Consider the following 25,336-nt stretch of genomic DNA (forward strand, 5'->3'; position numbering starts at 1 on the left):
GTATTTGCAAGACCCGCATGAGCGCGGGCTTTGCAGCGGTTTGTATTTGCCCCGGCATCGATACACTCGGGATAGCCCGATGCGGGATTTCCCCTGTTTTGTGGTTTTGAGGCGTGTGTGAGTCGCCGGATGCGACCGAACTTTCGCCGTCGACATACGAAGAGCGGTGTATGCAAATTCCGAGCCCGATCCGTGTGCCCACTTGATGCCAAACCGCAGTGCATGCCCGATGGATGAGCGATGATGTCTTGGGGCAAACGAAGCACTTCTCGTTACGGTCTTGCATACATGTTCCAATGGCGCTTTTCCAACTGCCCCAGAAGTCTTGCCATGCTGATCGGTCTCGCCGCCAACCGTTTGCACCACCAGAATGTGGAAGGTGCGTTGTTTGAATTCCTGCGCCATGCCGAGGCGGGGATTCGAGAACTCCAGATCGGATTTCATGCGGTGGGCCGTACCTACGATGCGATTGCGCAGATGGGCATGTTGGCGGGTTATGCGCCCCTGGAGCGTTATCCGCGTGGCAGCCGTGGCGGGTTGATGAAGCTGGTGGCTGAGGTGGTGGGTATGCCCGAGGAAGGCCGCACGCTGGACGGTGCGATCTATTTGATTGACCCTGTGGACCCGTCGTCGATTTTTCCCGAGGCGCTGGCGCTCAAACGGCAGTGCCTGATTCACTCCAAGCCGTTTCTCTCGACTGTGGCGAGCGCGCGTGATTGGCTGGAGATGGAGCGCATCCATGCGGGCCTGCCGCGGGATCCGGCTGCGGATCGCTTGCATGATTTTGAGAATCAGACCGTTGCGCTGATCGCGCACGATGCGCTCAAGCCGACCATGCTGGAGTTTGTGGATCGCAACTTCGAACTGCTGTCGCGCTTTGGCCGCCGAGTGGGCACGGGGACGACCGGGCAGCGGCTCAACGAGCTCGCGTGGAGCAAGGGCTGGCCAGAGGACAAGGAATGGGTGTATCGCTTCAACAGCGGCCCGCTCGGTGGCGATGCGCAGATCGCCGATCTGGTGCTCGACCGGCGCTGCCAGCGCGCGATTTTCTTTGAAGACCCGCATGTCGCGCGCCAGCACGAGGCTGACATCCAGTTGCTCGAGCGCGCGGTGACGACGGTGACGCACGAGACCGTCTGCGTGACTGCTCCGCACATTGCGCAGCGCTGGTGCGATGCGGCCCGGATCCGCGCGCAGCAGAATTGATTGTCCCTATTGCGCAGCCGATGTGTCACGCAACCGTCATGTGTGCCAGCTACATTGATGGGGCTGAAGCGAAGCAACGCAAACACCAGATCTCCGGTGACTGCCGCATGCCTCGCATCGGTGCTGAAGTTCCAGTGCGTTGTGCATTGGGCCAATTGCGGGAGCGCCAGCGCTGATGCGAGGAAGACAGTCCAACCGTTTGGCGGTGATGCAGCGCTCCGGTTTCGATACGACGTGATGGACATGGGTATCTGAGACGGGCGTCGCACATCTGCGGAGCCGACCGCATACGTGGTTGTTTGATCATCACCGATCCAATCACCGTATCCGGCGCCTTCAGCGGCCGAGGGGAAGAACGTGGTTGCAATGACCATGTTGGATAATTTCCCCCACGGCATTCAAACAAACGCGCCCATGTCCCGTGCTGGCGTCGTTGGTTGAATGCGATGGCAACCTTCTTTCTTCTCCCTCATGAATTTCTGGCTTGCAGTTTCCTCGCATGGTTCGGCGTGCCGACGTGCACCCGTGTCGGCGCTGCTGGCCTTGTTTGCTTTGGCGTTCGCCCCGCAGGCGAGTGCCTTGCCGAGTTACGAAGAGGTGCGTCAGGATTTTCGTTCGTCCGAGACGCAGATCCTGTCGCGAGAGGGCGAGGCGATTCAGCGCATCCGCACCGATGCGACCGTGCGACGCGGTCAGTGGATTGCGCTGGCCGATGTGTCGCCCGCGCTGCGCACGGCGCTGGTGCTGAGCGAGGACAAGCGCTTCTTCGAACACAGCGGCGTGGACTGGGGTGCCGTGTCGTCCGCCGCCTGGGGCAATCTCTGGAACCAGCGCACGCGTGGCGCGAGCACCATCACCATGCAGCTCGCGGGTCTGCTCGATGGCGACTGGCGGCAGGGGCCGGGCGGTCGCACGGTGGTGCAGAAGGCGGGGCAGGCGGTGGCCGCGCAGGTGCTGGACCGGCGCTGGCGCAAGGACCAGATTCTCGAGGCCTATCTCAATCTCGTGCCGTTTCGCGGCGAGTTGGTGGGCATCGATGCGCTGTCGCGCACGCTGTTCGATAAGGCTCCGCATGGCCTCGACGAGCGCGAGGCGGCCGTGGCGGCGGCGCTGGTGCGCGCGCCCAATGCCAGACCCGCGCAGGTGGCAGAGCGTGCCTGCGGCGTGCTCAAGGACATGCGCAAGTCGCAGGCCACGAGCTGCGATGCGCTCGATCTGTTCACAACGGGTGCGTTGCAGCGCCGCGCCTTCGATCCGAGCGAGGGCATTGCACCGCATTATTCGCGGCAGTTGCTGGCGCAGTTGCGCAACCAAGGCACGGACGTGAAATCGGCGCGGCTGCGCTCCACGCTCAGCGCGCCGCTGCAGCGCGTGGCGGTGGAGACCCTCACGCGCCATCTGCGCGAGCTGCGTGGGCGCAATGTGGAGGACGGGGCCATCGTCGTGCTCGACAACGCCACCGGAGAGGTGTTGGCCTGGGTGGGCTCGTCGGGCATGTTGAGCCAGGCCTCGGAAGTGGATGGCGTGCTCGCGTGGCGGCAACCGGGATCGACGCTCAAGCCATTTCTCTATGCCGAAGCGATTGCCGAAAAGCGGTTGACTGCCGCGTCGCTGATAGAGGATTCTCCGGCCTACATCCCGACTGCGAACGGGCTCTACATTCCGCAGAACTACGACCGCCATTTCAAGGGCTGGGTCTCGGCGCGCACGGCGCTGGCTGCATCGCTCAACGTGCCGGCTGTGCGCACGCTGGTGATGGTGGGGACCGACCGCTTTCATGAACAGCTCAAGGCGCTGGGCATGCCGCTGCGCGAATCGGGCGGCTACTACGGCTACAGCCTGGCGCTTGGCAGCGCGGAGATTCCGCTGCTGTATCTCACCAATGGCTATCGCACGCTCGCCAATGGCGGGCGTTGGACGGGCGTGCAGATGCAGCCTGCGGCAATAACAAAAGACAAGAGCCCAACGCAGCCCGCATCGAAACAGGTGATTGATGAGGGCGCGGCCTTCATTGTGGGCGACATGCTCAGCGACACGAATGCGCGCGTGCGCACCTTCGGCACGGACAGCGTGCTCAACACGCGATTCTGGACGGCGGTGAAGACGGGCACCAGCAAGGACATGCGCGACAACTGGGCGCTGGGCTGGTCGCAGCGCTACACCGTGGGCGTGTGGGTGGGCAACGCGAGCGGCGCGCCCATGCATGATGTGAGCGGCACCAGTGGCGCGGCGCCGATCTGGGCCGAGCTCATGGTCTGGCTGCACCGGAGCGAACGCAACCGCATTCCCAAGCCGCCCGCGAACGTGGTGAAGACCGCCGTGCAGTTCGGCGCGCTTGATACCGCTGGTAGCTGGCTCGAGAGCCCGCGCGAAGAATGGTTTCTGCGCGGCACCGAGCAGAAGCTGTTCGCCATTGATTCGGTGGAGTCGGCGGCCGCGCAAGCGTCTTCAACATCGTCATCATCGCGTGGCAAGAAGGCCGCAACGCAGGCTGTAGCGCAGGGCATGCCCGCGCGCATTCTCTCGCCGGTCTCGGGCACCATCGTCGCGCTGGATCCTGACATTCCACCTGCACGCCAGCGCGTGCAGTTCATCGCGACCGATGCGCCCGACGGCGTGCGCTGGCTGTTCAATGGCAAGGAGCAGGGACGTGGTGCGCGCTGGGGCTGGTTGCCATGGCCGGGGCGCTACAAGGTCGAGCTGATCGACGCGAAGGGCCAGGTGCTGGACGAGACGGCGGTGGAAGTGCGTGGCGCGGGCGTGCGTCAGCAGAGTCAGCAGAAGTAGCGCGAAGTCTGTACCATCGACTAGGCAGGCGGGTGAGCGCTGCCGAGCAGGCTCGTGCGCATCCTGCTCGGCATCTCGTCCGCACCTTAAAAACCAAGCCCCAACCACACGTGCTGCATACCTTCGCTCCGCTCCTGTTCGTGCTGATCTGGTCGTCCGGCTTTCTGATCGGGCGGGGCGTGGCCTCTCATGCCGATCCGTTCTGGTTTCTGGCATTGCGCTTTTCGCTGGTGTGCGTGGTGTTCACCGCCGCCGCATGGTGGGCGCGGGTGGCGTGGCCGCGCGGCGCCAAAAGCATTGGGTTGCACCTGCTGGCGGGCGCGCTCATGAGCGGCTTCTATCTGGGCCCGAGCTGGTGGGCCATGTCCCAGGGCATGCCTGCGGGCATCATGGCGTTGATCGGCGCGCTGCAGCCCTTGTTCACCGCGCTGATCGCGGTGCTGGTACTGCACAGGCGATTGTCGGGAACGACCTGGCTGGGGCTGGCGCTGGGCTTTGGCGGCGTCGCACTGGTGCTCTGGCCCCGGCTGGCTGCGGCCGATGCGTCGGCGCTGTCGCTGCCCGTGGTGCTGATTGCGGCGGGCAGCATTCTGTCGTTGACGGTGGGATCGATGGTGCAGAAGTCACCGCTCGCGGCCAATGATTTGCGCAGCGCCGGTGCGGTACAGAACATCGGCGCGGTGATCGTGCTGACCGTCATGGCGCTCATCTTCGGCAAGCCGCACTGGGACAACTCGCCGCTGCTCTGGGGCTATCTGGCCTATGCTGTGCTGGTGCTTTCGGTGGCAGGCACCACGCTGCTCATCTGGCTTATGCGCCGGGGTGAGGCCACGCGCACCACGGCACTGCTGCTGGCGGTGCCGCCGTTGTCGGCGCTGCAGGGCTGGCTGATCTTCGGCGAGACCATGGTGGCCATGCAGATAATCGGTTTTCTGGTGGCGATTGCCGGTGTGGCGCTGGCGCGGCGCTGAAAAAAATTCAAACAGGGCACAGCAGGCTTCAAACCGGGGCGCGTTGTGCGGCGCTACCATTGCCGGATTCCAGATAAGAACCCGTGGCGCCTTGCCGCGCGCCGAGGAACACTGCCATGCCTGAACTCTCCAAAATGACCTGTATCGAGGACCTGCGCCAAGTCGCGGAGCAGCGCGTGCCGCGCATGTTCTACGATTACGCGGATTCGGGTTCGTGGACCGAAACCACCTACCGTGCCAACAGCGAGGATTTCCAGAAGATCAAGCTGCGCCAGCGCGTGGCGGTGAACATGGAAGGTCGCAGTACTGAAGTCTCCATGGTTGGTCAGAAGGCCAAGATGCCGGTGGCGATTGCACCCGTGGGCCTGACCGGCATGCAGCATGCAGACGGCGAGATCCACGCCGCGCGCGCAGCGGAGAAATTCGGCATTCCGTTCACCCTGTCCACCATGAGCATCTGTTCCATCGAGGACATCGCGGAGAACACGACGGCACCGTTCTGGTTCCAGCTCTACATGATGCGCGACCGCGAAGCCATGACGCGCATGATCGACCGGGCACGCGTCGCCAAGTGCAGCGCGCTGGTGCTCACGCTCGACCTGCAGGTGATCGGCCAGCGTCACAAGGACATCAAGAACGGCCTGACTGCGCCGCCCAAGCCCACCATCCCCAACCTCATCAACCTGATGACCAAGCCGCGCTGGTGCCTGGCCATGGCGGGCACCAAGCGCCACACTTTCCGCAATCTGGTGGGCCATGTGAAGGGCGTGAGCGACATGAACTCGCTGGCCGCTTGGACCAACGAGCAGTTCGATCCACGCCTGTCCTGGGAAGACGTTGCCTGGGTTCGCAAGCAATGGGACGGTCCGCTGATTCTCAAGGGCATCATGGACGTGGAGGACGCGCGTCTGGCCGTGCAAAGCGGCTCCGACGCGATTGTAGTGAGCAACCACGGCGGTCGCCAGCTTGACGGCGCGCCTTCGTCGATCCACGCGCTGCCCGCCATCGTCGACGCGGTTGGCCAGCAGATTGAGGTCTGGATGGACGGCGGTATTCGCGGTGGTCAGGACGTGCTCAAGGCCTGGGCGATGGGCGCGCGCGGCACCATGATCGGTCGCGCCATGGCCTACAGCCTGGGGGCCTTCGGCGAGGCGGGCGTGAGCAAGGCGCTGCAGATCCTGCACAAGGAACTCGATGTGAGCATGGCGTTCTGCGGCCACACCAACATCCAGAATGTGAACACAGCAATCCTGTTGCCAGGCACCTTCCCGACGAAGGATACTCCTCAGTACTGAGGCGGCATTTTTGAGGCTTCATGCCAGCGCGCGACGCCCGGGCCGGAAGCCGTGCGTTCGCGACAGCCAGACGATGTAGAACGCGAGCACCGCCAGCACGGTCAGGGCGAATGGCAGCACGCCAGCGCCGAGATGCTGCAGCAACAGGCCACCCACCACGCCGCCTCCGGCAATGGCGAGGTTGAACACGGTGACCAGCATAGACTGCGCGATATCGGCATTCTCGGCGGCCGCATCGGCCAGAGCCGTCTGCAGCAGGGTGGGCGCACCGCCGAAGGTGATGCCCCACAGCGTCACGCCTGCATAGACCAGCGGCGCGGACGCGTTGGCAAAGCCCAGCAGCAGCGCCGCCACCGCGAACAGCGCGAGGCTCAGCAGGGTGGCGTTGCGCAGCCGATGATCCACGGACAGGCCGGTGATCCAGATGCCGAACATCGACGTGACGCCAAAGAGCAGCAGTACCGCATCCACACGCTGGTCCAGCCCCACCGATGCGAGATACGGCGCGATGAAGGTGTAGAGAATGTTGTGCGCCAGAATCCACGCCAGCAGGGCCAGAAGAATCGGGCGGATGCCCGGCAGCCTCGCGATGTGGTGGATGCGGCGGCGATGGGCGGCGCTTTGTCCGGCGAAGTCCGGTATGGCGATCCGCATCCAGGCGAGCAGCACCAGTGCCAGCGCGGCCATGATCCAGAACACCGCGCGCCAGTCAAACAGCGTGCCAAGCCAGGCGCCCAGCGGCACGCCGATGGACAGCGCAATCGGCTGCCCCACACCGGCGATGGCCATGGCGCGGCCCAGTTGCGCGGGCGCGACCAGCCGCCGCACATAACCGGCCAGCAGCCCCCAGATCACCCCCGCGGCCATGCCCGCAACAAAGCGCGCGAACAAGGTAAAGCCGTAGTGGGTCGACAGCGCCGTCGCGACATTGAAGACCAGTAGGCAGGCAATCGCCAGCATGAACAGCGGGCGCCGATTCCAACTGCGGGTGAAGGCGATCACCGGAATCGCCGACAGCACCGAACCCAGCGCGTACAGTGTAATGAACTGCCCCGCCATGGATTCGCTGATGTGCATGCCGGCGCTGATCTGCGGCAGCAGACCAGCGGGCATGGTTTCGGTGGTGATTGCGAGAAAGCCCGCGAAGGTGAAGACCAGCAGCTTCCAGATCGGAAGGGGGTGCCCATCGTTGGCGTGGTGCAGTCGGGTGTCGGAGTGGGGCAGGTGGGTGGAGGTCATGGTGGTTCCTTGCGGGTCGGTACGCATCACGCGAGAAACGATGCCGCCATGTCCTTGTCGCCATGGCCTGCGGCGAGTGCGCGCTCGAAGCGCTGCAGGCCAGCCTGTGCTCCATCGAGGCGCAGGCCCGCATCATGCGCTGCGTCCACGACGAGTTGCGCATCCTTCACCGCGTTCACCACGCTGAAGCTCGCGGCGAAGTTGTTCTTGAGAATCGCTGCGGACTTGGCCTGAAAGAAGCCGCTGTCCATCGGACCATCGCTGACCGCATTCACCACCAGCGCGGGATCGACGCCTAGCGCCTGCGCGAACGCCAGACTCTCTGCCAGACCGTGGGTGAGCGAGAAGGCCCAGTGGTTGAGGGCGAGCTTGAGGCGGCTGCTTTCACCGGCCGTCTCTGATGCCCAGATTGTGCGTTTGCCCACTGCATCGAATACGGCCTGCGCCTGGCTGCGATGCGAGAGCGGTCCCGACGCGAGGATGATGAGCTGTGCCTGCTCCGCCGGTTGCCGGGTGCCTTGCACCGGCGCGTCGTAGAAGTTCAGCCCGAGTTGTCGCGCATGGGCCTGCAGCAGGGCGGTTCCGGCTATGCCGACGGTGCTCATCTGCAGCCAGAGGGCATGCGGCCGGAGGCCGGAGGCGGCCAACTCCATGGCGTTCATCACGCTGTCGGCATCCTTCAGCATGGTGATCACGATGTCTGCCCGGTCGACGGCATCGGCTGCATGCTCGAACGCGGCCACACCATCGGCCTCGAGCGCGCGGGCTTTGTCGAAAGTGCGGTTCCATGCACGCACGGAAAAGCCGCGTCGGGCCAGATTGCGGGCCATGGGTGCGCCCATGGTGCCTGTTCCGAGAACGGCGACGGAGGTTGTGTTGTTGAGATCCTGCATAGTGCTGCGATAAATAAAAATATTGGAACGAACGTTCCTGAATTGGTGGAAAAAAACGCGGCAGGCGAAAGAACCTGTCGCGCTGCGGGGGTCAGAGTGCCGACAGCGTCACTTCGATCACATCGTGCAGGCACTGCTTGCGCTGCGCGGCCGTGCTGCCTTTGCTGCTCACGCGCATGCCCTGGATCGTGTTGACCACGAAGCGGGCGAGCGCGCGGGCGGACTTGTCGGGCGAGATTTCCTGAGTATTCTGTGCACGCTGGATCAGCTTTTCGAGCGCTTTCTGCAGCCTCTGCAGATTGTGTGTGACCAATTCGGCCACTGCCGGGTCATGTCCCGCCAGCTCGAGCGAGGCATTGGCGATCAGGCAGCCACGGCGCTGCGGGTCCTGCAACTCGTCACTTGCGATGCGCAGGAGCAGTTCGCGAATCAGTTCCTTGGCAGGAGCGTCACCCGCCAACAACTCGACGTTTGCCGTGGTCACGGTTGCATAGCGGCGAAGCGCCTGCTGATAGAGGGCCTGCTTGTTTTCGAAAGTGCTGTAGAGACTGCTGCGCGACAGGCCTGTGCCGTTCACCAGATCCTGCACGGACGTGGCGGCGTAGCCGCGCTGCCAGAAGACATTCATGGCGGCATCGGCAATATCGTCGGGCTCGAATTCCTTTTTTCGCATATCGAATTCAATATTGGAATGATCGTTCCTGAAGTTTAAATGGCTGCCAACTCAACGTCAACTGGGGCGCTGAATGTGGTTTTTGCGTGCTGGAGATGTGTCATTGTGTTATCCGGTCTTGAGGAATTTGCATTGATTTACGCTGCGGCAGTGCAGCAAGCCTATGTCCTACAGGCAACCCGGTTTTCTGATTCCAAACTCCGTCGATCCGTCCGGCCACGTCCCCGGCGGTTTCCAACCCAAACATAGGAGTGCGGACATGCTGGACAACCTGATTCGAGAGATTGGTACACGCTTCGGTCTCGGCGGAGATCAAGCGAAATCCATTGCGCAGATGCTGCTGGCCTTCATCACCAACCCTGCTTCGGGCGGGATTTCCGGCTTCCTGACGCGTTTGCGTGGTGAGGGCCTTGAGGGTGTGGTGCAAAGCTGGCTCGGTACTTCGTCGACCCCGCAGGTGCCAAGCGGTACTCAAGTGGAGTCCATGTTTGGTGCGGGCGCCGGTGGCGGTCTGCTGTCCACCATCGTGTCGCGACTCGGTCTGCCACGCGACCAAGTGGTTGGCGTGGTGGGCGCGATGTTGCCCAAGCTCATTTCCTTTTTGACGCCCGGAGGTTCCGTGCCTTCCGTGCTGCCTGCCGAAGTCGCCTCGCTTGCGGAAGGCGGGCGCGGACTGCTCGGAGCGGCGCTGGCTGGAACGGCGGCGGTCGGTGCGGGAGCGGCGAGTGTTTCGTCAGCTGCATCGCAAACCGCTGCAGCGGCCAGCAGTGCGGGCGGTGGTCTTGGCAAGTGGCTGCCGTGGATCATCGGTGCGTTGATCGTCATCTTCGGCATCAACTACTGCAGCAAGAAGAAGACCGACGTGGACACGCCACCACCAGCTTCCACGACCGCTCCGGCAACACCGGCTCCAACAGCACCTCCCGCATCGGTGGCCGCTGTTCCGGCGCCTGCTGCGGCCAGCGATACCGCTGTCGGTATACCCATGGGGGCGGCCGTGATCGACAGCATGGCGCAGGATCTGCCGATGCTGCGCGTGTTCTTTGACACCGGCAAGACCGATGTCGCCACCGAATTCAACGACAAGTCCAAGGCTTTCGTCGACTACCTGAAGGCCAACGCCGACGCGAAGGCTGTTGTCTCGGGATTCAACGATCCTACGGGCGACCCGGTCAAGAACGCAGAGCTGTCCAAGCAACGCGCGCAGGCCGTGCAATCCGCACTCGTGGCGGCTGGCATTCCTGCTGATCGCACGGTGCTGGAAAAGCCCGCTGAGACGACCGATACCGGCACGACCAATGCCGCATCACGTCGTGTGGACGTGGTGGTGCGCAAGTAAGCCAACTGGCTGACTAGCTCACAAAGCCGCCGCGCTGTTGCGTGGCGGCTTTGTCGTTTGTGGAGGTCAGCCGCTTTGCTGGAGCAACTGGCTTTTCACGGTGTTGAGCAGTTCGTTGGCAAGCTGAGGCCTGTTGACCGCGCGGGCCAGCGTCAGTGCGCCGACGGCGGTGGAGAGCAGGGTGATGGAGCGCTCGCGTGCGTGGTCATCGGCCCAGTCGAAGGACTCGGCCATCCGCGTGATCATGGTTTCGAGCGCTTCGGTGAAACTGTCCTGGAGCGCAGCGCTGCGCGCCACCTCGGGTGCTAGCGAGACCAGCGGGCAGCCATCGCCCGGATCGCTCAGATGCGCGCGGTTCAGATAGCGCTCCACAAAGCGTTGCCTGAGGTCGTCATCGGCTTGGCGCTTGCGGAACAGGCGGCGCTCGGAATGAGTGAAGGCGCGCGCAAGCGCCTCCGAGGCCAGCGCCTCTTTTGATGTGAAGTGCGCATAGAACGCGCCATGCGTGAGGCCAGCGGCCTGCATGATCTCGGCGACGCCCACGCGGGCAAAACCGCGCTCGCGGAACAGGCGGGCAGCCTCGTCAAGAATGCGTTCGCGTTTCTGCGCGGTTTCACTGGCGGGGTAGCGCATGGCGGCTTTGCTGGGTTGTGATGGCCTCAAGTGTATTCCTGTCTATCGGTGGCATGATGACCATCATGGATTGAAGTATGATGAATATCATGAATAAGCCGCAGTAAGGAGCTATCTTCCATGAGCGAAAAGCTTTACCTTGACGATCTCTTCGTCGGTCAGAAATTCAAGAGCCGCGAGTACCTGCTTGATGCGCGGCAGATCATGGCCTATGCACGCGAGTTCGATCCGCAACCGTTTCACACCGACCCCGAGCTGGCGAAGAACACTTTTTTCCAGGGCCTTGCCGCCAGCGGATGGCACACGGCGTCGATCACCATGAAGCTGGTGGTGGAGAGCCTTCCGATGTCTGGGGGGGTGATCGGCGCGGGCGTCGAAGAACTGCGCTGGCCGCTGCCCACGCGGCCCGGTGACGTGCTGCATCTCGAATCCGAAGTGCTGGAAATCATTCCCTCGCGTTCCAGACCAGATCGAGCCATCGTGCGCATCCGCTGCGATACCAAAAATCAGAACGGCGATGTGGTGCAGAGCTTCATCCCCAAGCTGCTCGCGTTCAAACGTCAGGCGGCCTGACATCGCTGGCTGGTTCGGCTACCGTCGTCAAATGGTGCGACGAGAGGGCTGTTTTGGGACGGTGCGCCGCTATGCTTGCAGACTTCGCATGCGTCGCGTCTGGCGCAGGCCGCACCGTCTTTGAAGTCTGCCCCCGCCCATGTCCACAGCCCAGCAAGCCACCTCCACTCTGATTGAACACGCATGGCTGTGGGTGCCGGTCGTACTGTTCGCTGCGCTTGCGCAGACGGTGCGCAATTCGGCGCAGCGTTCGCTCACGCAGGAGCTGGGCACACTGTCGGCCACACTGGTTCGCTTTCTCTACGGTCTCCCTTTTGCTGCAGTCTGGCTCGGACTGCTCTATTTTTGGCCCGAGCAGAGGCCGTCGATTCCCCACATGAGTGGCGCGTATTTCGGCTGGATTGCACTCGGCGCGTTCTTTCAGGTGGCGGCCACGGCGGCGCTGCTTCTTGCGATGAAGGAGCGCAATTTCGCAGTCGCGATCACGCTGTCCAAGACGGAGGTGTTGCAGGTCGCGTTGTTCGGTGCGGTCTTCCTGCATGAGCTGCCGACACCGTGGGCGCTGTTTGCGATGGTGCTCGCGACGCTTGGCGTTTTTCTGCTTTCGCTGCCGCCGCGCGGGCAACTGTTTTCGCTTTCTGCATGGCTCTCCAAATCGGCAATGTACGGTGTGGTCTGCGGGGCCTGCTTTGCGATTGCGACCATCGGCTTTCGCGGCGCTGCCATCGAGTTGAATGCCGAGACGCCGTGGCTCTCGGGCGCATGGGGCGTGCTGTTTGCGCAGGCCATGCAGACGGTGGGGCTGGGTGCCTGGGTGCAATTGCGAACCGAACGCGGCCTTGCGCCGCTGTTCCGTGCGTGGAAGCTGTCGATGGTGGCGGGCTCAATGGGGGCGGCCGCCTCGCTCGCCTGGTTCACGGCCTACGCGATGCAGAGCGCCGCGTCAGTCAGGACCCTCGGTATGGTGGAGGTGGTGTTCAGCTACATCGTCTCGCGCAAGTTCTTCAGCGAATCGTTCTCGCGCCCGGAGAAGATCGGCATCTCGCTGGTGCTGGTCGGACTCGTGCTGATCTGCGCATTCGGGAGCTGATTTCCCCTGCGTTGGAAACGTGCTGCCATTACGGCAACAATAGCGATGTGACCGCCCTCCGCAGCGCTTCAACGCCACCATTCATTCGCCGCATCGCCCATCTCGACATGGACGCGTTCTACGCCTCCGTCGAGCTGCTGCGCTACCCGCAGCTGAAGGGCCTGCCAGTAGTCATCGGCGGCGGTCGGCGTTCGGAAGACGATGCGCTGGTTGCAAAGTACGGCGACAGGCTCTGCGAGATTCCCATCGCCGAATTTCCGCTGCTCAAGGACTACGTGGGACGCGGTGTGATCACCACCGCCACCTACGCCGCGCGCCAGTTCGGCGTAGGCTCGGCCATGGGCATGATGAAGGCCGCGCGCCTGTGCCCGCAGGCCATCATGCTGCCGGTGGATTTTGCGCAATACCGCAAGTTCTCGCGGCAGTTCAAAGACATCATTCTCTCGATGGCTCCACGCATGGAAGATCGCGGCGTGGACGAGGTCTACATTGACTTCACCGATGTCCCTGGAGGTCAGCGCGAGGGCGGCCGCGTGCTCGCTCGGTTGATGCAGAAGACCATTTTCGAAGCGACAGGCCTGACCTGCTCTATAGGCGTGGCGCCGAACAAGCAGATCGCCAAGATGGCGAGTGAATTCAATAAGCCCAACGGCATTTCCATCGTCCACGAAAGCGATTTCGAGACCATGATCTGGCCGCTCGCCTGCCGCAAGATCAACGGCGTAGGCCCCAAGGCGGACGCGAAGCTCAAGGACCACGGCATAGAAACCATAGGCCAACTGGCAGCCAAGCCACGCGACTGGCTGATCGCGAACTTCGGAAAAAGCTACGGCGCATGGCTCCACGCGGCAGCCCATGGCCACGACGACCGCCCCGTGGTGACCGAAAGTGAACCCGTCTCCATGAGCCGCGAAACCACCTTCGACCGCGACCTCCACGCCGTCCACGACAAGGCAGAACTGGGCCGCATCTTCACCGAACTCTGCCTGCAGGTGGCGGCCGACCTGAAGCGCAAAGGCTACGCGGGGAAAACCATAGGCATCAAGCTGCGTTACGACGATTTCAAAATCGCCACGCGCGATCAGTCCATCGACGACTACACGCAGGACGCTGCAACGATCCGCCGATTTGCAGGCCTGTGCTTGAAGCGCGTGCCATTGCACAAACGTTTGCGGCTGCTGGGTGTGCGAGTAGGCAATCTGCTGCCGCAGGACGAAGTGGAGCAGGCGAGGGCCGAGCAAAAAAGCGGCGAGAGCGCATCGCTTTTCTAGAACCGGCACGAGCGTAGCAAAGTGCCGTGTGCACCTCTTCAAATCACTTTTGCGGCAAGCTGTCTGAGCGGAGAGCCGCAGGCTCGCAGCGAGTTTTGCCGCAGGTATTCAAAAGCGCGTTTTTGGTGACTTTTTGCGCGCAAGCAAAAAGTTACTGCCCCGCCGGGGGCAGTTCCGGCCTCAGGCCTCAATGAGGCCCAGTGTCAGGGAATCACTGCCGGGCATTCCGCAGATTCCGAGGCAAAGCCTGCGGATGACTGGTCCGCAACGGATTGATATCCAACCCTCCCCGCCGCGTATACCGCGCATACACCGACAACTTGATCGGCCGACACCGCGTCCAGATATCCATGAAAATCCGCTCCACACACTGCTCATGGAATTCGTTGTGATTGCGAAAACTCACGATGTACTTGAGCAGCCCTTCCTGATCGATCTGCGCGCCGCTGTAGCTGATTTGCACGCTGCCCCAGTCCGGCTGCCCGGTCACGAGGCAATTGCTCTTGAGCAGATGGCTCACGAGCTCTTCGCTGACCGGCGCTTCGCCGTGATTCGCTGTGAGCAGTTCCGGTGCTGGTGAGTATTGGTCGCAGTCGATGTCCAGACGATCGAGCAGCAAGCCTTCGAGCTCGCCCATGCGCTCTTGCTCGAAGTTCTCGGCCAGCACCAGCTTGAGACCGATGGTGCGAGGCGCATCGCTGCCGCGCCAGACGGCTTCGCTCACGTCGGCGCGGATGGCGTCGCGCACCTCTTCGACGCCGGTGAAGCGGCTGTTGTTGAAGCTGTTGAGATACAGCTTGAAGGATTTGCTCTCCACGATATTGGGGCTCTCGCAGGGAATCGTGAAGTGCGCGAGTGCGACCTGCGGCTTGCCTTTGGCATTGAGCCAGGAGACTTCATAGGCGGTCCACAGGTCGGCACCGAAGAAGGGAGGGGCCTTGTCGTCGACACCGATTTCCTTGCGCTTGGTTTCCCGCGGGATGGGAAACAGCAGCGTGGCGTCGTATTGGTCCGCGTACGCAGACGCCTTGCCAAGCGGGGATTGTTCGGGCGAGTCGGGAGAGGATGGAACGTTCATTCGCGAAAACAGGATGGATGAATGGATGTTTGGATGAGGGTCAGACAAACTCGCCTTGGCGCAACCACTTGGTGGCGATCCATTTTTCACCCTCTATCACGGGCGAGCCGCCGTGCAGGGTCTTGGTGCTGGCGTGGGGACGGTCGTAACTGAAGAAGACGGCATTGCCTTGACGCGGACCGACTTCGAGATGGATGTCGGGGAAAACCGTGCCGCCGCCCTTGATCGGGCTGTTGAGATACACCACGAGCGTGCCGACACGCTGGCCGCCGCGTTTGGTGATGGTCGCGGTTCCAGGTTCGGCGGGGTCGAAATAATCGTAATGAGGCTTGTACTCCGCACCAGGCCCGTAGCGCAGGATCTGCAGACCCTCGCCGTTTTCCAACGGCCAGTTCACGAGTTTGGCGATGCGTGCCTCGAGCTTTTTGACGATCTCGATTTCGCCGCGCTGGAAGAACATGCCTTCGCTGGTGCGGCTGGCGTTGACTTCCTCGCCGCCGGTCTTGGTCTCCACCGTCTTGGAGCGAGCCATGCGAGGCTTGGCGGCATCAATGAGCGTCTCGCATTCTTCGCGCGAAAGCAGGTTGCCGAACAGCACGATGCGCGGAGTGGCCACCTCGAGCAGCACTTCCACCTGACGGTCACCGACATCAATGAATAGCGGTGATTCCTCCAGCAGCGGCTCGGGCACCGGGCTGGCTTCGGGCAGGCCGCTCTGCACCGTGACAGTGTGGAGATGCTCGCGCAGAACCACTTCCAGCGCATCGATGGCGACGTCCTCGTTCCAACCCGAATCCGTCATCGATTTGAGAAGGGCGGGGGCGGTGAATCCCGCCTGTGCTTGCGCAACGATCCACCGGCGCAATTCGGGCGTGATGGGCTGTTGCGCTTGAGTGGCGGCGCTGTGGCTGCTTGTACGAGAAGGCATGGTGCTGGAGTTCCTTTGCCTGGTGTGTGACGGTCTACGTTCTCAATTCTCCGCGAGCTTGCGGCGAAACACCAGACGCTCTGGCGAAGACGATGCCGTGTGCAGTGCATAGCCATCGATACCGAAGGCCTCGAGCTGGTGCGGTGTCGTGACGCGATGCTCGATGGCGAAGCGGGCCATGAGTCCACGGGCGCGCTTGGCATAGAAACTGATGATCTTGTACTGGCCGTTCTTGAAGTCCTCGAACACGCATTCGATCACGCGCGCCTTGAGCGTCTTGAGGTCCACGGACTTGAAGTACTCCTGCGAGGCCAGATTCACCACGACCGGCGTGGTGTCGGCCTGCAGGCGCTTGTTCAGATGCTCGGCGATGCGCTTGCCCCAGAACTTGTAGAGCGTGGCCCCAGCGCTGGTTTCCAGCCGCGTGCCCATCTCGAGGCGGTAGGGCTGCATGCGGTCCAGCGGACGCAGCACGCCGTAGAGGCCGCTCAGGATAGCCAGATGGCTTTGCGCCCATGCCAGATCGTCGGTGGACAGGCTCTGCGCCCGCAGGCCCTCATACACATCGCCATTGAAGGCCATCACGGCCTGGCGTGAGTTCTTGGAGGTGAACTTGGGGCTCCAAGTGGCGTAGCGTGCGACGTTCAGACCCGCGAGCGTGTCGCTGATGCCCATGAGCGAGGCGATTTCCTGTGGAGACTTCTGCTTGAGCACGTCGATGAGCTTTTGCGCATCCGGCACGAACTGGGGCTGGGTGTGCGCGAGATCGGGAGCAAGGGGCGTGTCGTAGTCCAGTGACTTGGCTGGGGAGAGAAGAAACAGCATGGGGTGATTTTCGCCTGCAATCGGATTTCGTCACGGAGCGTCGGGTTGAATTCTGGGCGTGCCATGAAAAACACCCCGTAACGCGTCAGGCGTTCGGGGTGTTTTGACCAACCCCCGGCGTTTGTGACGCTCGGGTTTCAGTGCAGATTACTGCTGTTGCTGCTGTTGTTCCTGATCGAACGGCAGGCGCAGTTCGCTCAGATCGCGGCGGGTTTCGACCAGCACCAGCGGGCCTTCGTCGATCACTACCACCGGAGGCCGTTCGCGTGGCACATGCACCGGCTTGGGTTCGGAGGCAATCGCGGCTTGCACTGCGGCGATCTTGTTGGCGTCGGAGTTCACCCACTGCAGACCCGATGCGTTTGCCAGCTCACTCAGCGACTGCATGGGCAGTTCGTAGTTGCGAACGCGCGGCATGCCGACGTCCTGAGCCACTTCAGTCACTGCCTCAGCGATTTTGGCGACCACCACTGGCTGCGCTGCCGGAACGACAATGGCTTCTGCGGAGGGCGAGACCACGATGGTCGGCGCAGGCGCGGCTTCCGCTACCGGCGCCGGAGCGGGCGCTGGTGCCGGAGCAGCCACTACAGGCTCCACAGCGGCGACGGCCACGGCGGTGCTCTGCGAGAAGTAGCTGCGGCGCGCTGGCTCGTCGCCCGCGACCACGTTTTCCGTGGACGAGGCGGCGACGATCACATCGGCCTGCACTTCGGCAGCAGGGGTTTGCGTGTCCATGCCGGACTCGGTACCGGTTTCCGCATTGCCGTTGTTGCGACCACGACGGTCACGGCCGTAGCGATCACGCGAGCGGCGCTCGCGGCGTTCGCCTTCGGGCGCTGTCGATGCACCTTCGACATTGGCACCGTCGTTGTTCGCATCGACCGGATTGTTCAGCGACAGGTCGATGTCGGGCATCGGCATCAGTGGCAGGTTTTCCGCCACGGGTGCTGCGGCGTTCGCGTCGATGGTGCGCGGAGCGCGCTCACCACGCTCACGGCGCTCGCCACGTTGGCCGCGTTCACCACGGTCTCCGCGTTCGCCACGTTCACGACGTGGACGATCTCCGGTCACTGCGGACGTGTCATCCGATGGCATGCCTGCGGGTGCCGACGCGTCAAACGCCGGATTGGCATTGCGCTGCTCGTTGTTGCGGTCACGGCCGTTGCGGGGCTCGCGGCGGTTTTCACCTTCTGCACGCTCACCGCGGTCATTGCGCTCGTTGCGGCGGTCATTGTTGCGAGCTTCGCCGCCTTCACGTGGCTGGCGCGGCTCGCCATTGGCGCTGCGGTCATTGCGCTCGTTGCGGCGACCGTTGCGGCCCTCACCACGGGATTCACCATTCGCACCTTCGGTACGGTTGGCGTCGCGCTGATTGTCACGGCCGCCTTCACGGTTACCGTCACGATTACCATCGCGGCTTCCATCGCGATTGCCGCCACGGCGACGATCATTTCCACGGCCTTCGCGGCGCGGTTCGCGGGTTTCGGCTGCTGGTGCAGCCACTGGTGCGGGCGCGGCAACAGGTGCGGCAGCCGGGCCAAAGCCGAACAGGCTCTTGAGCCAGGCGATGAAGCCCATTTCCTGTGGACGTGCTGGCGCTGGATGTGCGGGCGTTGGCGCTGGAGGCGTCGCTGGAGCGGCTGTGCCGGTGCGCTGTGGCTGCTGGCCGGTGGCGCGTGCGGCTGCACGGGCGGCTGCATCGGGACGTGGCTCGACCTGCGGTGCCGGTGCATCAGGCAGTACACCTTTGATGACAGGGGTCTGCTTGTTGGTCGGCTCCTGCGAGCGACGGGTCACCTTGGTCTGGTCTTCGGTTTCCTCGGCGAGCTGGTAGCTGGCCTGCAGGTCTTCCAGGCGCGGATCGTCGTGCTTCAAGCGCTCGAGCTTGTAGTGCGGCGTTTCGAGCGACTTGTTTGGAATCATCACCACGTTCACGCGCTGCTTGAGCTCGATCTTGGCAATTTCGGTGCGCTTTTCGTTCAACAGGAATGAAGCCACTTCCACCGGCACCTGGCAGTGCACGGCGGCCGTGTTGTCCTTCATGGACTCTTCCTGGATGATGCGCAGGATCTGCAGAGCCGAACTTTCCGTGTCGCGGATATGGCCGGAGCCGCCGCAGCGTGGGCAGTTGATGTGCGCACCTTCGGACAAAGCGGGCTTCAGGCGCTGACGGCTCATTTCCATCAGGCCGAACTTGCTGATCGAGCCGAACTGCACGCGTGCGCGGTCCTGGCGCAGGGCGTCGCGCAGGCGGTTTTCCACTTCGCGGCGGTTCTTCGACTCTTCCATGTCGATGAAATCGATGACGATCAGACCGCCCAAATCGCGCAGACGCATCTGGCGGGCCACTTCGTCAGCGGCTTCCAGGTTGGTGCGGGTGGCGGTTTCTTCGATGTCGCCGCCCTTGATGGCGCGGGCCGAGTTCACGTCCACCGAAACCAGTGCTTCGGTGTGGTCGATCACCACGGCGCCGCCCGAAGGCAGGGTCACGGTGCGCGAGTAGGCGGACTCGATCTGGTGCTCGATCTGAAAGCGGCTGAACAGCGGCGCGTCGTCGCGGTAGCGCTTCACGCGCGATGCGTGCTCGGGCATCACGTGCGACATGAACTGATGCGCTTGATCGAAGATGTCGTCGGTGTCGATCAGGATGTCGCCGATGTCGCCGTTGAAATAGTCGCGGATCGCGCGGATCACGAGGCTCGATTCCTGATAGATCAGGAAGGCTCCACGGCCCGACTTGGCTGCGCCGTCGATGGCGGTCCACAGCTTGAGCAGGTAGTTCAGGTCCCACTGCAGCTCGGGCGCGGTGCGGCCGATGCCGGCGGTGCGCGCAATGATCGACATGCCCTTGGGGTAGTCGAGCTGGTCCATCGCTTCTTTGAGCTCGGCGCGGTCCTCACCCTCGATACGGCGCGAAACGCCACCGCCGCGTGGGTTGTTGGGCATCAGCACGACATAGCGGCCGGCCAGTGAGATGAAGGTGGTCAGGGCTGCGCCCTTGTTGCCGCGCTCTTCTTTTTCGACCTGAACCAGCAGTTCCTGACCTTCGCGGATCGCGTCCTGGATCTTGGCCTGACTGGGCGAGACGCCTTCGGCGAAATACTGCTTGGAGATTTCCTTGAAGGGCAGGAAGCCGTGGCGGTCTTCGCCGTAGTCCACAAAGCAGGCTTCGAGCGATGGCTCGACGCGGGTCACGACCGCCTTGTAGATGTTGCCCTTGCGTTGTTCGCGTCCCTCGATCTCGATCTCGTAGTCCAGCAGCTTCTGGCCGTCGACGATGGCCAAGCGGCGTTCTTCGGGCTGCGTGGCATTGATGAGCATCCGTTTCATGATGCGTTTCCTTTTCGTTGTTGTATGCGGGTCGACGCGCTGCGTGATCACAGCTGCTCGCCCCGCCAAGTTCCATGACAAAAACAGGCTCACACAGAGCCGCCAATGCCTGGCCAACGCAGAGAAACGAAAGGAATTGCCGGAAGTACCTAGGGCTGACGCGTCAAAGTGATGTCAATGACAGACGCGTCAGATGCAAAGGGGGGGCATGGATGAAGGCGAAGCGGATTGCGCGCTGCTTTACCGTGAAGAAAACAGCCTTGGGCACGATCCGAATGAAAGATTGCGGCGCAGGCAATGCCCCTGCCAAAGGCTTCAACCTTTGACTCAGTGACATGATCCAGGCCGTCAAAATCCACATATTTGTTATCGCTTTGTCCGCTGGTCACCGCGCCTCACAATATTCAGGCCGGGACCAACTCAGATTCCGTATTCAGTGTTTCAATGTGTTAGCCACTGACATCGAACGGGCTTTAAAGGGCAATCGCCAGCAATTTTTGCGCGTAAGACATCTATGGGCATCAACCATACTGCGCAACTCACTGGGCTGGGTGGACTAAACTCCAGACAAATCAACCACTTACACATTCGTCGCGCAGGTGAAACACATTATAGAGGGCAAACAGGCAAAACCAGCCGCCCCAATATCCACATCCTCAGTACGCATCATTGAAGTCGATGCGGAATTCGCTGGTCAGCGTCTCGATAACTTTCTGATACGCGAGCTCAAAGGTGTTCCCAAGACGCATGTCTATCGCATCATCCGCAGTGGCGAGGTGCGTGTGAACAAGGGCCGCGCAAGTGCCGATACCCGAATCGAGGCAGGGGATCAGGTGCGTTTGCCGCCGGTGCGGATTTCCGAAAAAGTCGCCGAGAAGGCGGAACGCCCCGCACCACCCCGAGAATTTCCAGTGTTGCTGGAAGACGACCATTTGCTCGCCATCGACAAGCCGGCAGGCATTGCCGTGCATGGCGGCAGTGGCGTGAGCTTCGGCGTGATCGAGCAATTGCGGCAGGCACGCGTTGGTGCGAAGTTCCTGGAACTGGTCCATCGGCTGGACCGCGAAACCTCGGGCATTCTGCTGGTCGCCAAGCGGCGTTCGGCGCTCGTGGCGCTGCAGGACCAGTTTCGCGAGCGTGAGACCGGCAAGACCTATCTGGCACTCGTGACTGGCGCCTGGCCGGCCAAGCTCAAGGTGATCGACACGCCGCTGCACAAATACCTGCAGGAAGACGGCGAGCGCCGCGTGCGCACGACCACCAAGGACGATCCGGACGGCATGCGCTCAATCACGCTGGTGAAGGTGCGCTCGACTTATCCTCCGCGTCCCATGCAGGGGCTCCCAGCGATGACTCTGCTTGAGGTCACCATCAAGACTGGGCGCACCCACCAGATCCGGGTGCATCTGTCGAGCCAGGGCCATCCGATTGCAGGTGACGACAAGTACGGTGACTTCGATCTGAACAAGCGACTGCAGAAGCAGGGGCTCAAGCGCATGTTTCTTCATGCATGGCGGCTACAGTTCAATCATCCGGCGACCAGCGAGCGGTGCGAGCTGCGCACCGAGCTGCCGCCCGAGCTGGCCGATTTTCTGACCACTGAACCCGTTGCTCCCCATGCCTGACAACCACATTCGCCGCTTTGACCTGATTGCCTTCGACTGGGATGGCACGCTGTATGACTCCACTGCCTGCATCGTGCAGAGCATTCAGGAGGCAGTGCGCGACGTAGGCGGCACGGTGCCAAGCGACAAGGACGCCGCTTGGGTGATCGGCATGGCGCTTGAGCCCGCACTCGCCAAGGCTGCGCCCGACGTGCCGGTGGAAAAATACCCAGAGCTCGCCAACCGCTACCGCTATCACTATCTGAAGCACCACGACGATCTGAACCTGTTCGACGGCGTGATGCCGATGCTGGACGACCTGCGCAAACGCGGCTATCTGTTGGCTGTGGCGACCGGCAAGAGTCGGCGCGGACTTGACCACGTGCTCGAATCCAAGGAGCTGCAGGGCGTGTTCGACGGCTCACGCACGGCCGATGAGACTGCGGGTAAGCCGCATCCGCAAATGCTCAACGAGCTGATGGAGCAGTGGGGCATCGAGCCCGGGCGCACTCTGATGATCGGCGACACCACGCATGACCTGCAGATGGCCGTGCTGGCGGGCTGCGCGAGCGTTGGTGTGGCCTATGGCGCGCACGACACCGCCGGTTTTGCGGAGTTCCGCCCCGTGTTCGTTGCTGAAACTGTTGCTAATTTGCATCAGTGGTTGCTCGGCAATGCATGATCCAGTGGGGACTACAGCATGAACCCCACTGCAGCCAATACGGGCATCGAGCTTTGCGCCAGCGACGCGTTGGTTGATGGTGGGCGCGCGGTCTCGTTCGATGTGCGTTTCGCGGGAGAGAGCTGCCGCGCGTTCGCGATCCGTTTCGAGGGGCGGGTACACGCGTTTCTCAACCGCTGCACGCATGTCCCCATGGAAATGGACTACCAGCCGGATCAGTTTTTCGACGACACTGGGCAATGGCTGCTGTGCGCTACCCATGGCGCGGCTTATCGGCCCGACACGGGGGAATGCGGCGGCGGCCCGTGCCGTGGTGGTTTGGTGAAGATTCCTCTCAGCGAGGCGGACGGCGTCGTCCGCTGGCACACCGCAGACAACTTGCAACCAGTAGAGTTTGATTGATGACCGATCCCACACGCCCTGATTTCCCCGGGTCAGAGAGCTCCGAGCCCGCTGCACCGGACCTGTGGGGCAACGCAACCGCCTCCGGCAAGCCGGCATCCGCCGCTGCATCCAAATCCTCCGGCGTTCCAGGCTGGGAGCGCGATGTGTTGGAAAAGCTGGTTTTTTCGACGCTCAAGGAGCAGCGCTCCGCACGCCGCTGGCGCAATTTCATGCGACTGGCCTGGCTGCTGGTGATCATTACCATTGCCGTAATCCTGTTTTCCAAAGAAACCAGCGCCACGAGCAAGACCACGCCGCACACCGCCGTCGTCGACATCAAGGGCGAAATCGCCTCGGGCAACGAAGCCAGCGCCGAATTCGTGGTGGCCGCCATGCGCAGTGCGTTTGAGGATTCAGGCGCACAGGCCGTGGTGCTGCTTATCAACTCGCCCGGCGGCAGCCCGGTACAGGCGGGCATCATCAACGATGAAATCGTGCGTCTGAAAGCCAAGCACAAGAAGCCGGTCTACGCTGTGGTGGAAGAGACCTGCGCGTCAGCGGCCTATTACATTGCCGCAGCAGCGGACGAGATCTTCGTGGACAAGGCAAGCATCGTCGGCAGCATCGGCGTGCTGATGGATGGCTTTGGTTTCACTGGCACTATGGAGAAACTGGGTGTGGAGCGCCGCTTGCTGACTGCAGGCGAAAACAAAGGGTTTCTCGACCCGTTCAGCCCGCAGACCGAACACCAGCGTGAGTATGCGCAGCAGATGCTTAACCAGATCCACCAGCAGTTCATCTCGGTGGTGAAGACCGGCCGCGGCGATCGCCTGAAGGAAACCCCCGAAACGTTCAGCGGCCTGTTCTGGACCGGCCAGCAGGCGGTGGAAATGGGCTTGGCTGACAAGATGGGCAACCTCGACTATGTCGCCCGGGAGGTGGTCAAGGCCGAGGAAGTGGTGGACTACACGAAGCGCGACAACGTGGCCGAGCGACTGGTCAAGCGCTTTGGCGCGGCGATGGGTGCGGGGGCGGCAAAGTCACTGCAGTCGTCGGCGCTGCAGTTGCGCTGAATCGCTTGTTGAATGAAAAACGGCGCGGTCATCACTGACCGCGCCGTTTTGTTTTTGGTGAACTTGCTGCGTCAGGTGCCGATCAAAAACACCGTGGGCGTGCGGTTGTCTGCAGGGCAGGGTAAATCGCGCCATTGCAGGGCCGGGCGGCTTTGGATGTTGGCGGTCGCAAGTGTCAGGCCGCTGGCAATCGCGAGACGCGTGTTTGGCTGCAGGCCCTGCATGAGCGCCTGCCAGACGGCGGCGTTGCGGTAGGGTGTTTCGATGAACAGCTGGCTCTGGCCGTGTTTGACGGCCAGCGTCTCCAGCTCCTTGAGGCGCTTGGCTCGCTCGGCACTGTCCTGTGGCAGATAGCCGACGAATGCGAAATTCTGGCCGTTCAGCCCGCTGGCAGCAATCGCGAGCAGCAGCGAAACCGGGCCCACGAGCGGTACCACCTGGATGCCGAGGTCATGCGCCGCGCGCACCACGGAGCTGCCGGGATCGGCCACGGCGGGCATGCCGGCCTCGCTGATGAGGCCGATGTCTTCGCCCGACAGTGCGGCTGCGAGCATCGACCTAGCGTCAAATTGCACGTTGCCACGACCACCGTGGTCTCCTTTTTTGTGTACTTCGCGCGGCAGCTCGGTGATGGTTTGCTCCTGCAGGACCTTGGCGAGCGGATGGACTGCGTCCACGCGTTTCAGATAGGCGCGGGTGCTCTTGGCGTTCTCGCAGATCCAGTGGGTCAGAGCGGCTGCTTGCCTGAGCGTGCCATCGGGCAGCGCGTCGGTGAGTGGTGCTTGGCTGTCGCAGCCGAAATCCAGAGGCGCGGGAACAAGATACAGCCTGCCCTTGGCGTTTTGTTGTTCAGTGCTCATGGCAGTACCAGCCCGGCGGCGCGCAGCATGCGACAGGTGCGGATCAGCGGTAGCCCGATCAGCGAGGTTGGGTCGTCGCTGTCGAGGGCGTCGAGCAGGGAGATGCCAAGGCCTTCGCTCTTGGCGCTGCCTGCACAGTCGTAGGGTTGTTCTGCGCGCAGGTAGCGCTCAATCTCGTCATCGCTCAGGTCGCGAAAGCGCACATGGACGGGGGCCACGTCGATCGCGCTGAATCCGGTCGCGATGCACACGACGGAAACGGCGGTGTGAAAGACCATGGCGTGACCGCGCATTTCCTGCAGTTGGGCGACGGCGCGCTCATGGGTTTCGGGCTTGCCCAGTGGCTTGCCGTTGAGGTCGGCCACCTGATCGGAGCCGATGACCACGGCGTTCGGAAACTGTTCCGCAACGGCCTGCGCCTTGGCTGCGGCAAGGCGCAGAGCCAGATCCTGCGGAGTTTCTCCGGGCTGTGGCGTTTCGTCGACATGGGGTGCAATCGTCTCGAACGGAATGCGCAGGCGCGCGAGCAGTTCGCTACGGTAGCGCGAGGTGGATCCCAAAATCAACGGGCGGGATGGGAATGTGGATTGCTGCATGCCCCG

Annotated in this window: 22 protein-coding genes and 1 pseudogene; 12 read left to right on the forward strand and 11 right to left on the reverse strand. The window is 62.6% G+C overall.

Annotated elements, in window-relative coordinates:
• The first annotated feature begins 330 nt into the window (after positions 1-330).
• From G7047_RS01025 to G7047_RS01040, 4 genes are all read left to right on the forward strand, one after another.
• Positions 331-1,206, forward strand: coding sequence for a methylglyoxal synthase (locus G7047_RS01025; protein WP_166299879.1), 876 nt, complete (start codon positions 331-333; stop codon positions 1,204-1,206).
• Positions 1,207-1,677: 471 nt separating this feature from the next.
• Entirely contained in the window at positions 1,678-3,993 is a 2,316-nt protein-coding gene (gene pbpC, locus G7047_RS01030; RefSeq protein WP_166299881.1) for a penicillin-binding protein 1C, read from the forward strand.
• A 113-nt stretch (positions 3,994-4,106) separates the two neighbouring features.
• Complete coding sequence (locus G7047_RS01035) at positions 4,107-4,964, forward strand: DMT family transporter (protein WP_166311803.1); 858 nt, start codon at positions 4,107-4,109, stop codon at positions 4,962-4,964.
• A gap of 116 nt (positions 4,965-5,080) precedes the next feature.
• A complete protein-coding gene (locus G7047_RS01040; protein ID WP_166299883.1) occupies positions 5,081-6,259 on the forward strand; it encodes an alpha-hydroxy acid oxidase in 1,179 nt (392 codons plus the stop codon).
• Positions 6,260-6,277: 18 nt separating this feature from the next.
• On the opposite strand, the gene G7047_RS01045 is transcribed toward G7047_RS01040, so the two are convergent.
• From G7047_RS01045 to G7047_RS01055, 4 genes and pseudogenes are all read right to left on the reverse strand, one after another.
• Positions 6,278-7,498 carry an MFS transporter gene (locus G7047_RS01045; RefSeq protein ID WP_166299885.1) on the reverse strand — a complete coding sequence of 407 codons (1,221 nt, stop codon included), beginning with the start codon at positions 7,496-7,498 and terminating at the stop codon, positions 6,278-6,280.
• 26 nt (positions 7,499-7,524) lie between these two features.
• Entirely contained in the window at positions 7,525-7,923 is a 399-nt protein-coding gene (locus G7047_RS31430; RefSeq protein WP_371813910.1) for an NAD-binding protein, read from the reverse strand.
• Positions 7,918-8,418: pseudogene (locus tag G7047_RS31435) on the reverse strand (NAD(P)-dependent oxidoreductase); the annotation flags it as partial. The gene G7047_RS31430 and the pseudogene G7047_RS31435, both read right to left, overlap by 6 nt.
• A 64-nt stretch (positions 8,419-8,482) precedes the next feature.
• Positions 8,483-9,064 carry a TetR/AcrR family transcriptional regulator gene (locus G7047_RS01055; protein ID WP_166299889.1) on the reverse strand — a complete coding sequence of 194 codons (582 nt, stop codon included), beginning with the start codon at positions 9,062-9,064 and terminating at the stop codon, positions 8,483-8,485.
• A 259-nt stretch (positions 9,065-9,323) separates the two neighbouring features.
• On the opposite strand from G7047_RS01055, the gene G7047_RS01060 reads away from it, so the two are divergent.
• A complete protein-coding gene (locus G7047_RS01060; protein WP_166299891.1) occupies positions 9,324-10,403 on the forward strand; it encodes an OmpA family protein in 1,080 nt (359 codons plus the stop codon).
• Positions 10,404-10,469: 66 nt separating this feature from the next.
• On the opposite strand, the gene G7047_RS01065 is transcribed toward G7047_RS01060, so the two are convergent.
• Positions 10,470-11,036 (reverse strand): TetR/AcrR family transcriptional regulator, encoded by a 567-nt coding sequence (locus G7047_RS01065; RefSeq protein ID WP_166299893.1) that lies wholly within the window; start codon positions 11,034-11,036, stop codon positions 10,470-10,472.
• 120 nt (positions 11,037-11,156) lie between these two features.
• Here G7047_RS01065 and G7047_RS01070 point away from each other — a divergent pair, with 120 nt between their 5' ends.
• From G7047_RS01070 to dinB, 3 genes are all read left to right on the forward strand, one after another.
• Positions 11,157-11,609 (forward strand): MaoC family dehydratase, encoded by a 453-nt coding sequence (locus tag G7047_RS01070; RefSeq protein ID WP_166299895.1) that lies wholly within the window; start codon positions 11,157-11,159, stop codon positions 11,607-11,609.
• A gap of 139 nt (positions 11,610-11,748) precedes the next feature.
• On the forward strand, positions 11,749-12,699 hold the full coding sequence (locus G7047_RS01075) for a DMT family transporter (protein WP_166299897.1): 951 nt from the start codon (positions 11,749-11,751) through the stop codon (positions 12,697-12,699).
• A 107-nt stretch (positions 12,700-12,806) separates the two neighbouring features.
• Positions 12,807-13,970, forward strand: coding sequence for a DNA polymerase IV (gene dinB / locus G7047_RS01080; protein ID WP_166311804.1), 1,164 nt, complete (start codon positions 12,807-12,809; stop codon positions 13,968-13,970).
• 211 nt (positions 13,971-14,181) lie between these two features.
• Here dinB and queF read toward each other — a convergent pair whose 3' ends face one another.
• The 4 genes from queF to G7047_RS01100 all read right to left on the reverse strand — a co-directional run bounded on the left by queF (position 14,182) and on the right by G7047_RS01100 (position 20,131).
• On the reverse strand, positions 14,182-15,048 hold the full coding sequence (gene queF, locus G7047_RS01085) for an NADPH-dependent 7-cyano-7-deazaguanine reductase QueF (RefSeq protein WP_166299899.1): 867 nt from the start codon (positions 15,046-15,048) through the stop codon (positions 14,182-14,184).
• Positions 15,049-15,088: 40 nt separating this feature from the next.
• A complete protein-coding gene (locus tag G7047_RS01090; protein ID WP_166299901.1) occupies positions 15,089-15,976 on the reverse strand; it encodes a 2OG-Fe(II) oxygenase in 888 nt (295 codons plus the stop codon).
• A 42-nt stretch (positions 15,977-16,018) separates the two neighbouring features.
• Positions 16,019-16,801: a peroxide stress protein YaaA gene (yaaA, locus tag G7047_RS01095; protein WP_166299903.1), complete on the reverse strand. Its 783-nt coding sequence runs from the start codon at positions 16,799-16,801 to the stop codon at positions 16,019-16,021.
• A 147-nt stretch (positions 16,802-16,948) separates the two neighbouring features.
• A complete protein-coding gene (locus G7047_RS01100; RefSeq protein WP_166299905.1) occupies positions 16,949-20,131 on the reverse strand; it encodes an Rne/Rng family ribonuclease in 3,183 nt (1,060 codons plus the stop codon).
• 599 nt (positions 20,132-20,730) lie between these two features.
• Between G7047_RS01100 and G7047_RS01105 the strand changes: the two genes are divergently transcribed.
• From G7047_RS01105 to G7047_RS01120, 4 genes are read left to right on the forward strand one after another with little or no spacing between them, the layout of a single operon-like run.
• Positions 20,731-21,756 carry an RluA family pseudouridine synthase gene (locus tag G7047_RS01105; RefSeq protein WP_166299907.1) on the forward strand — a complete coding sequence of 342 codons (1,026 nt, stop codon included), beginning with the start codon at positions 20,731-20,733 and terminating at the stop codon, positions 21,754-21,756.
• Positions 21,749-22,417 (forward strand): HAD-IIIA family hydrolase, encoded by a 669-nt coding sequence (locus G7047_RS01110; RefSeq protein ID WP_166299909.1) that lies wholly within the window; start codon positions 21,749-21,751, stop codon positions 22,415-22,417. Before G7047_RS01105 ends, G7047_RS01110 begins: the two co-directional genes overlap by 8 nt.
• 18 nt (positions 22,418-22,435) lie before the next feature.
• Positions 22,436-22,819 carry a Rieske 2Fe-2S domain-containing protein gene (locus tag G7047_RS01115; RefSeq protein ID WP_166299911.1) on the forward strand — a complete coding sequence of 128 codons (384 nt, stop codon included), beginning with the start codon at positions 22,436-22,438 and terminating at the stop codon, positions 22,817-22,819.
• Positions 22,819-23,874, forward strand: a complete 1,056-nt coding sequence (locus tag G7047_RS01120; RefSeq protein ID WP_166299913.1) for a S49 family peptidase — start codon at positions 22,819-22,821, stop codon at positions 23,872-23,874. Before G7047_RS01115 ends, G7047_RS01120 begins: the two co-directional genes overlap by 1 nt.
• A 71-nt stretch (positions 23,875-23,945) precedes the next feature.
• Here G7047_RS01120 and G7047_RS01125 read toward each other — a convergent pair whose 3' ends face one another.
• Positions 23,946-24,734: an SAM-dependent methyltransferase gene (locus G7047_RS01125; RefSeq protein WP_166299915.1), complete on the reverse strand. Its 789-nt coding sequence runs from the start codon at positions 24,732-24,734 to the stop codon at positions 23,946-23,948.
• The gene (locus G7047_RS01130) at positions 24,731-25,330 is read right to left on the reverse strand and encodes a Maf family nucleotide pyrophosphatase (protein ID WP_166299917.1); all 600 of its coding nucleotides are present in this window, start codon (positions 25,328-25,330) and stop codon (positions 24,731-24,733) included. Before G7047_RS01130 ends, G7047_RS01125 begins: the two co-directional genes overlap by 4 nt.
• Between the last annotated feature and the right edge of the window lie 6 nt (positions 25,331-25,336).

This window comes from Diaphorobacter sp. HDW4A (assembly GCF_011305995.1).
Lineage (GTDB): Bacteria > Pseudomonadota > Gammaproteobacteria > Burkholderiales > Burkholderiaceae_C > Diaphorobacter_A.

Coding starts and splice junctions, on each gene's coding strand:
- G7047_RS01025 (WP_166299879.1), top strand. CDS start 331: ATGCTGATCGGTCTCGCCGCCAACCGTTTGCACCACCAGAATGTGGAA.
- pbpC (WP_166299881.1), top strand. CDS start 1,678: ATGAATTTCTGGCTTGCAGTTTCCTCGCATGGTTCGGCGTGCCGACGT.
- G7047_RS01040 (WP_166299883.1), top strand. CDS start 5,081: ATGCCTGAACTCTCCAAAATGACCTGTATCGAGGACCTGCGCCAAGTC.
- G7047_RS01045 (WP_166299885.1), bottom strand. CDS start 7,498: ATGACCTCCACCCACCTGCCCCACTCCGACACCCGACTGCACCACGCC.
- G7047_RS01055 (WP_166299889.1), bottom strand. CDS start 9,064: ATGCGAAAAAAGGAATTCGAGCCCGACGATATTGCCGATGCCGCCATG.
- G7047_RS01060 (WP_166299891.1), top strand. CDS start 9,324: ATGCTGGACAACCTGATTCGAGAGATTGGTACACGCTTCGGTCTCGGC.
- G7047_RS01065 (WP_166299893.1), bottom strand. CDS start 11,036: ATGCGCTACCCCGCCAGTGAAACCGCGCAGAAACGCGAACGCATTCTT.
- G7047_RS01070 (WP_166299895.1), top strand. CDS start 11,157: ATGAGCGAAAAGCTTTACCTTGACGATCTCTTCGTCGGTCAGAAATTC.
- G7047_RS01075 (WP_166299897.1), top strand. CDS start 11,749: ATGTCCACAGCCCAGCAAGCCACCTCCACTCTGATTGAACACGCATGG.
- dinB (WP_166311804.1), top strand. CDS start 12,807: ATGGACGCGTTCTACGCCTCCGTCGAGCTGCTGCGCTACCCGCAGCTG.
- queF (WP_166299899.1), bottom strand. CDS start 15,048: ATGAACGTTCCATCCTCTCCCGACTCGCCCGAACAATCCCCGCTTGGC.
- G7047_RS01090 (WP_166299901.1), bottom strand. CDS start 15,976: ATGCCTTCTCGTACAAGCAGCCACAGCGCCGCCACTCAAGCGCAACAG.
- yaaA (WP_166299903.1), bottom strand. CDS start 16,801: ATGCTGTTTCTTCTCTCCCCAGCCAAGTCACTGGACTACGACACGCCC.
- G7047_RS01100 (WP_166299905.1), bottom strand. CDS start 20,131: ATGAAACGGATGCTCATCAATGCCACGCAGCCCGAAGAACGCCGCTTG.
- G7047_RS01110 (WP_166299909.1), top strand. CDS start 21,749: ATGCCTGACAACCACATTCGCCGCTTTGACCTGATTGCCTTCGACTGG.
- G7047_RS01115 (WP_166299911.1), top strand. CDS start 22,436: ATGAACCCCACTGCAGCCAATACGGGCATCGAGCTTTGCGCCAGCGAC.
- G7047_RS01120 (WP_166299913.1), top strand. CDS start 22,819: ATGACCGATCCCACACGCCCTGATTTCCCCGGGTCAGAGAGCTCCGAG.
- G7047_RS01125 (WP_166299915.1), bottom strand. CDS start 24,734: ATGAGCACTGAACAACAAAACGCCAAGGGCAGGCTGTATCTTGTTCCC.
- G7047_RS01130 (WP_166299917.1), bottom strand. CDS start 25,330: ATGCAGCAATCCACATTCCCATCCCGCCCGTTGATTTTGGGATCCACC.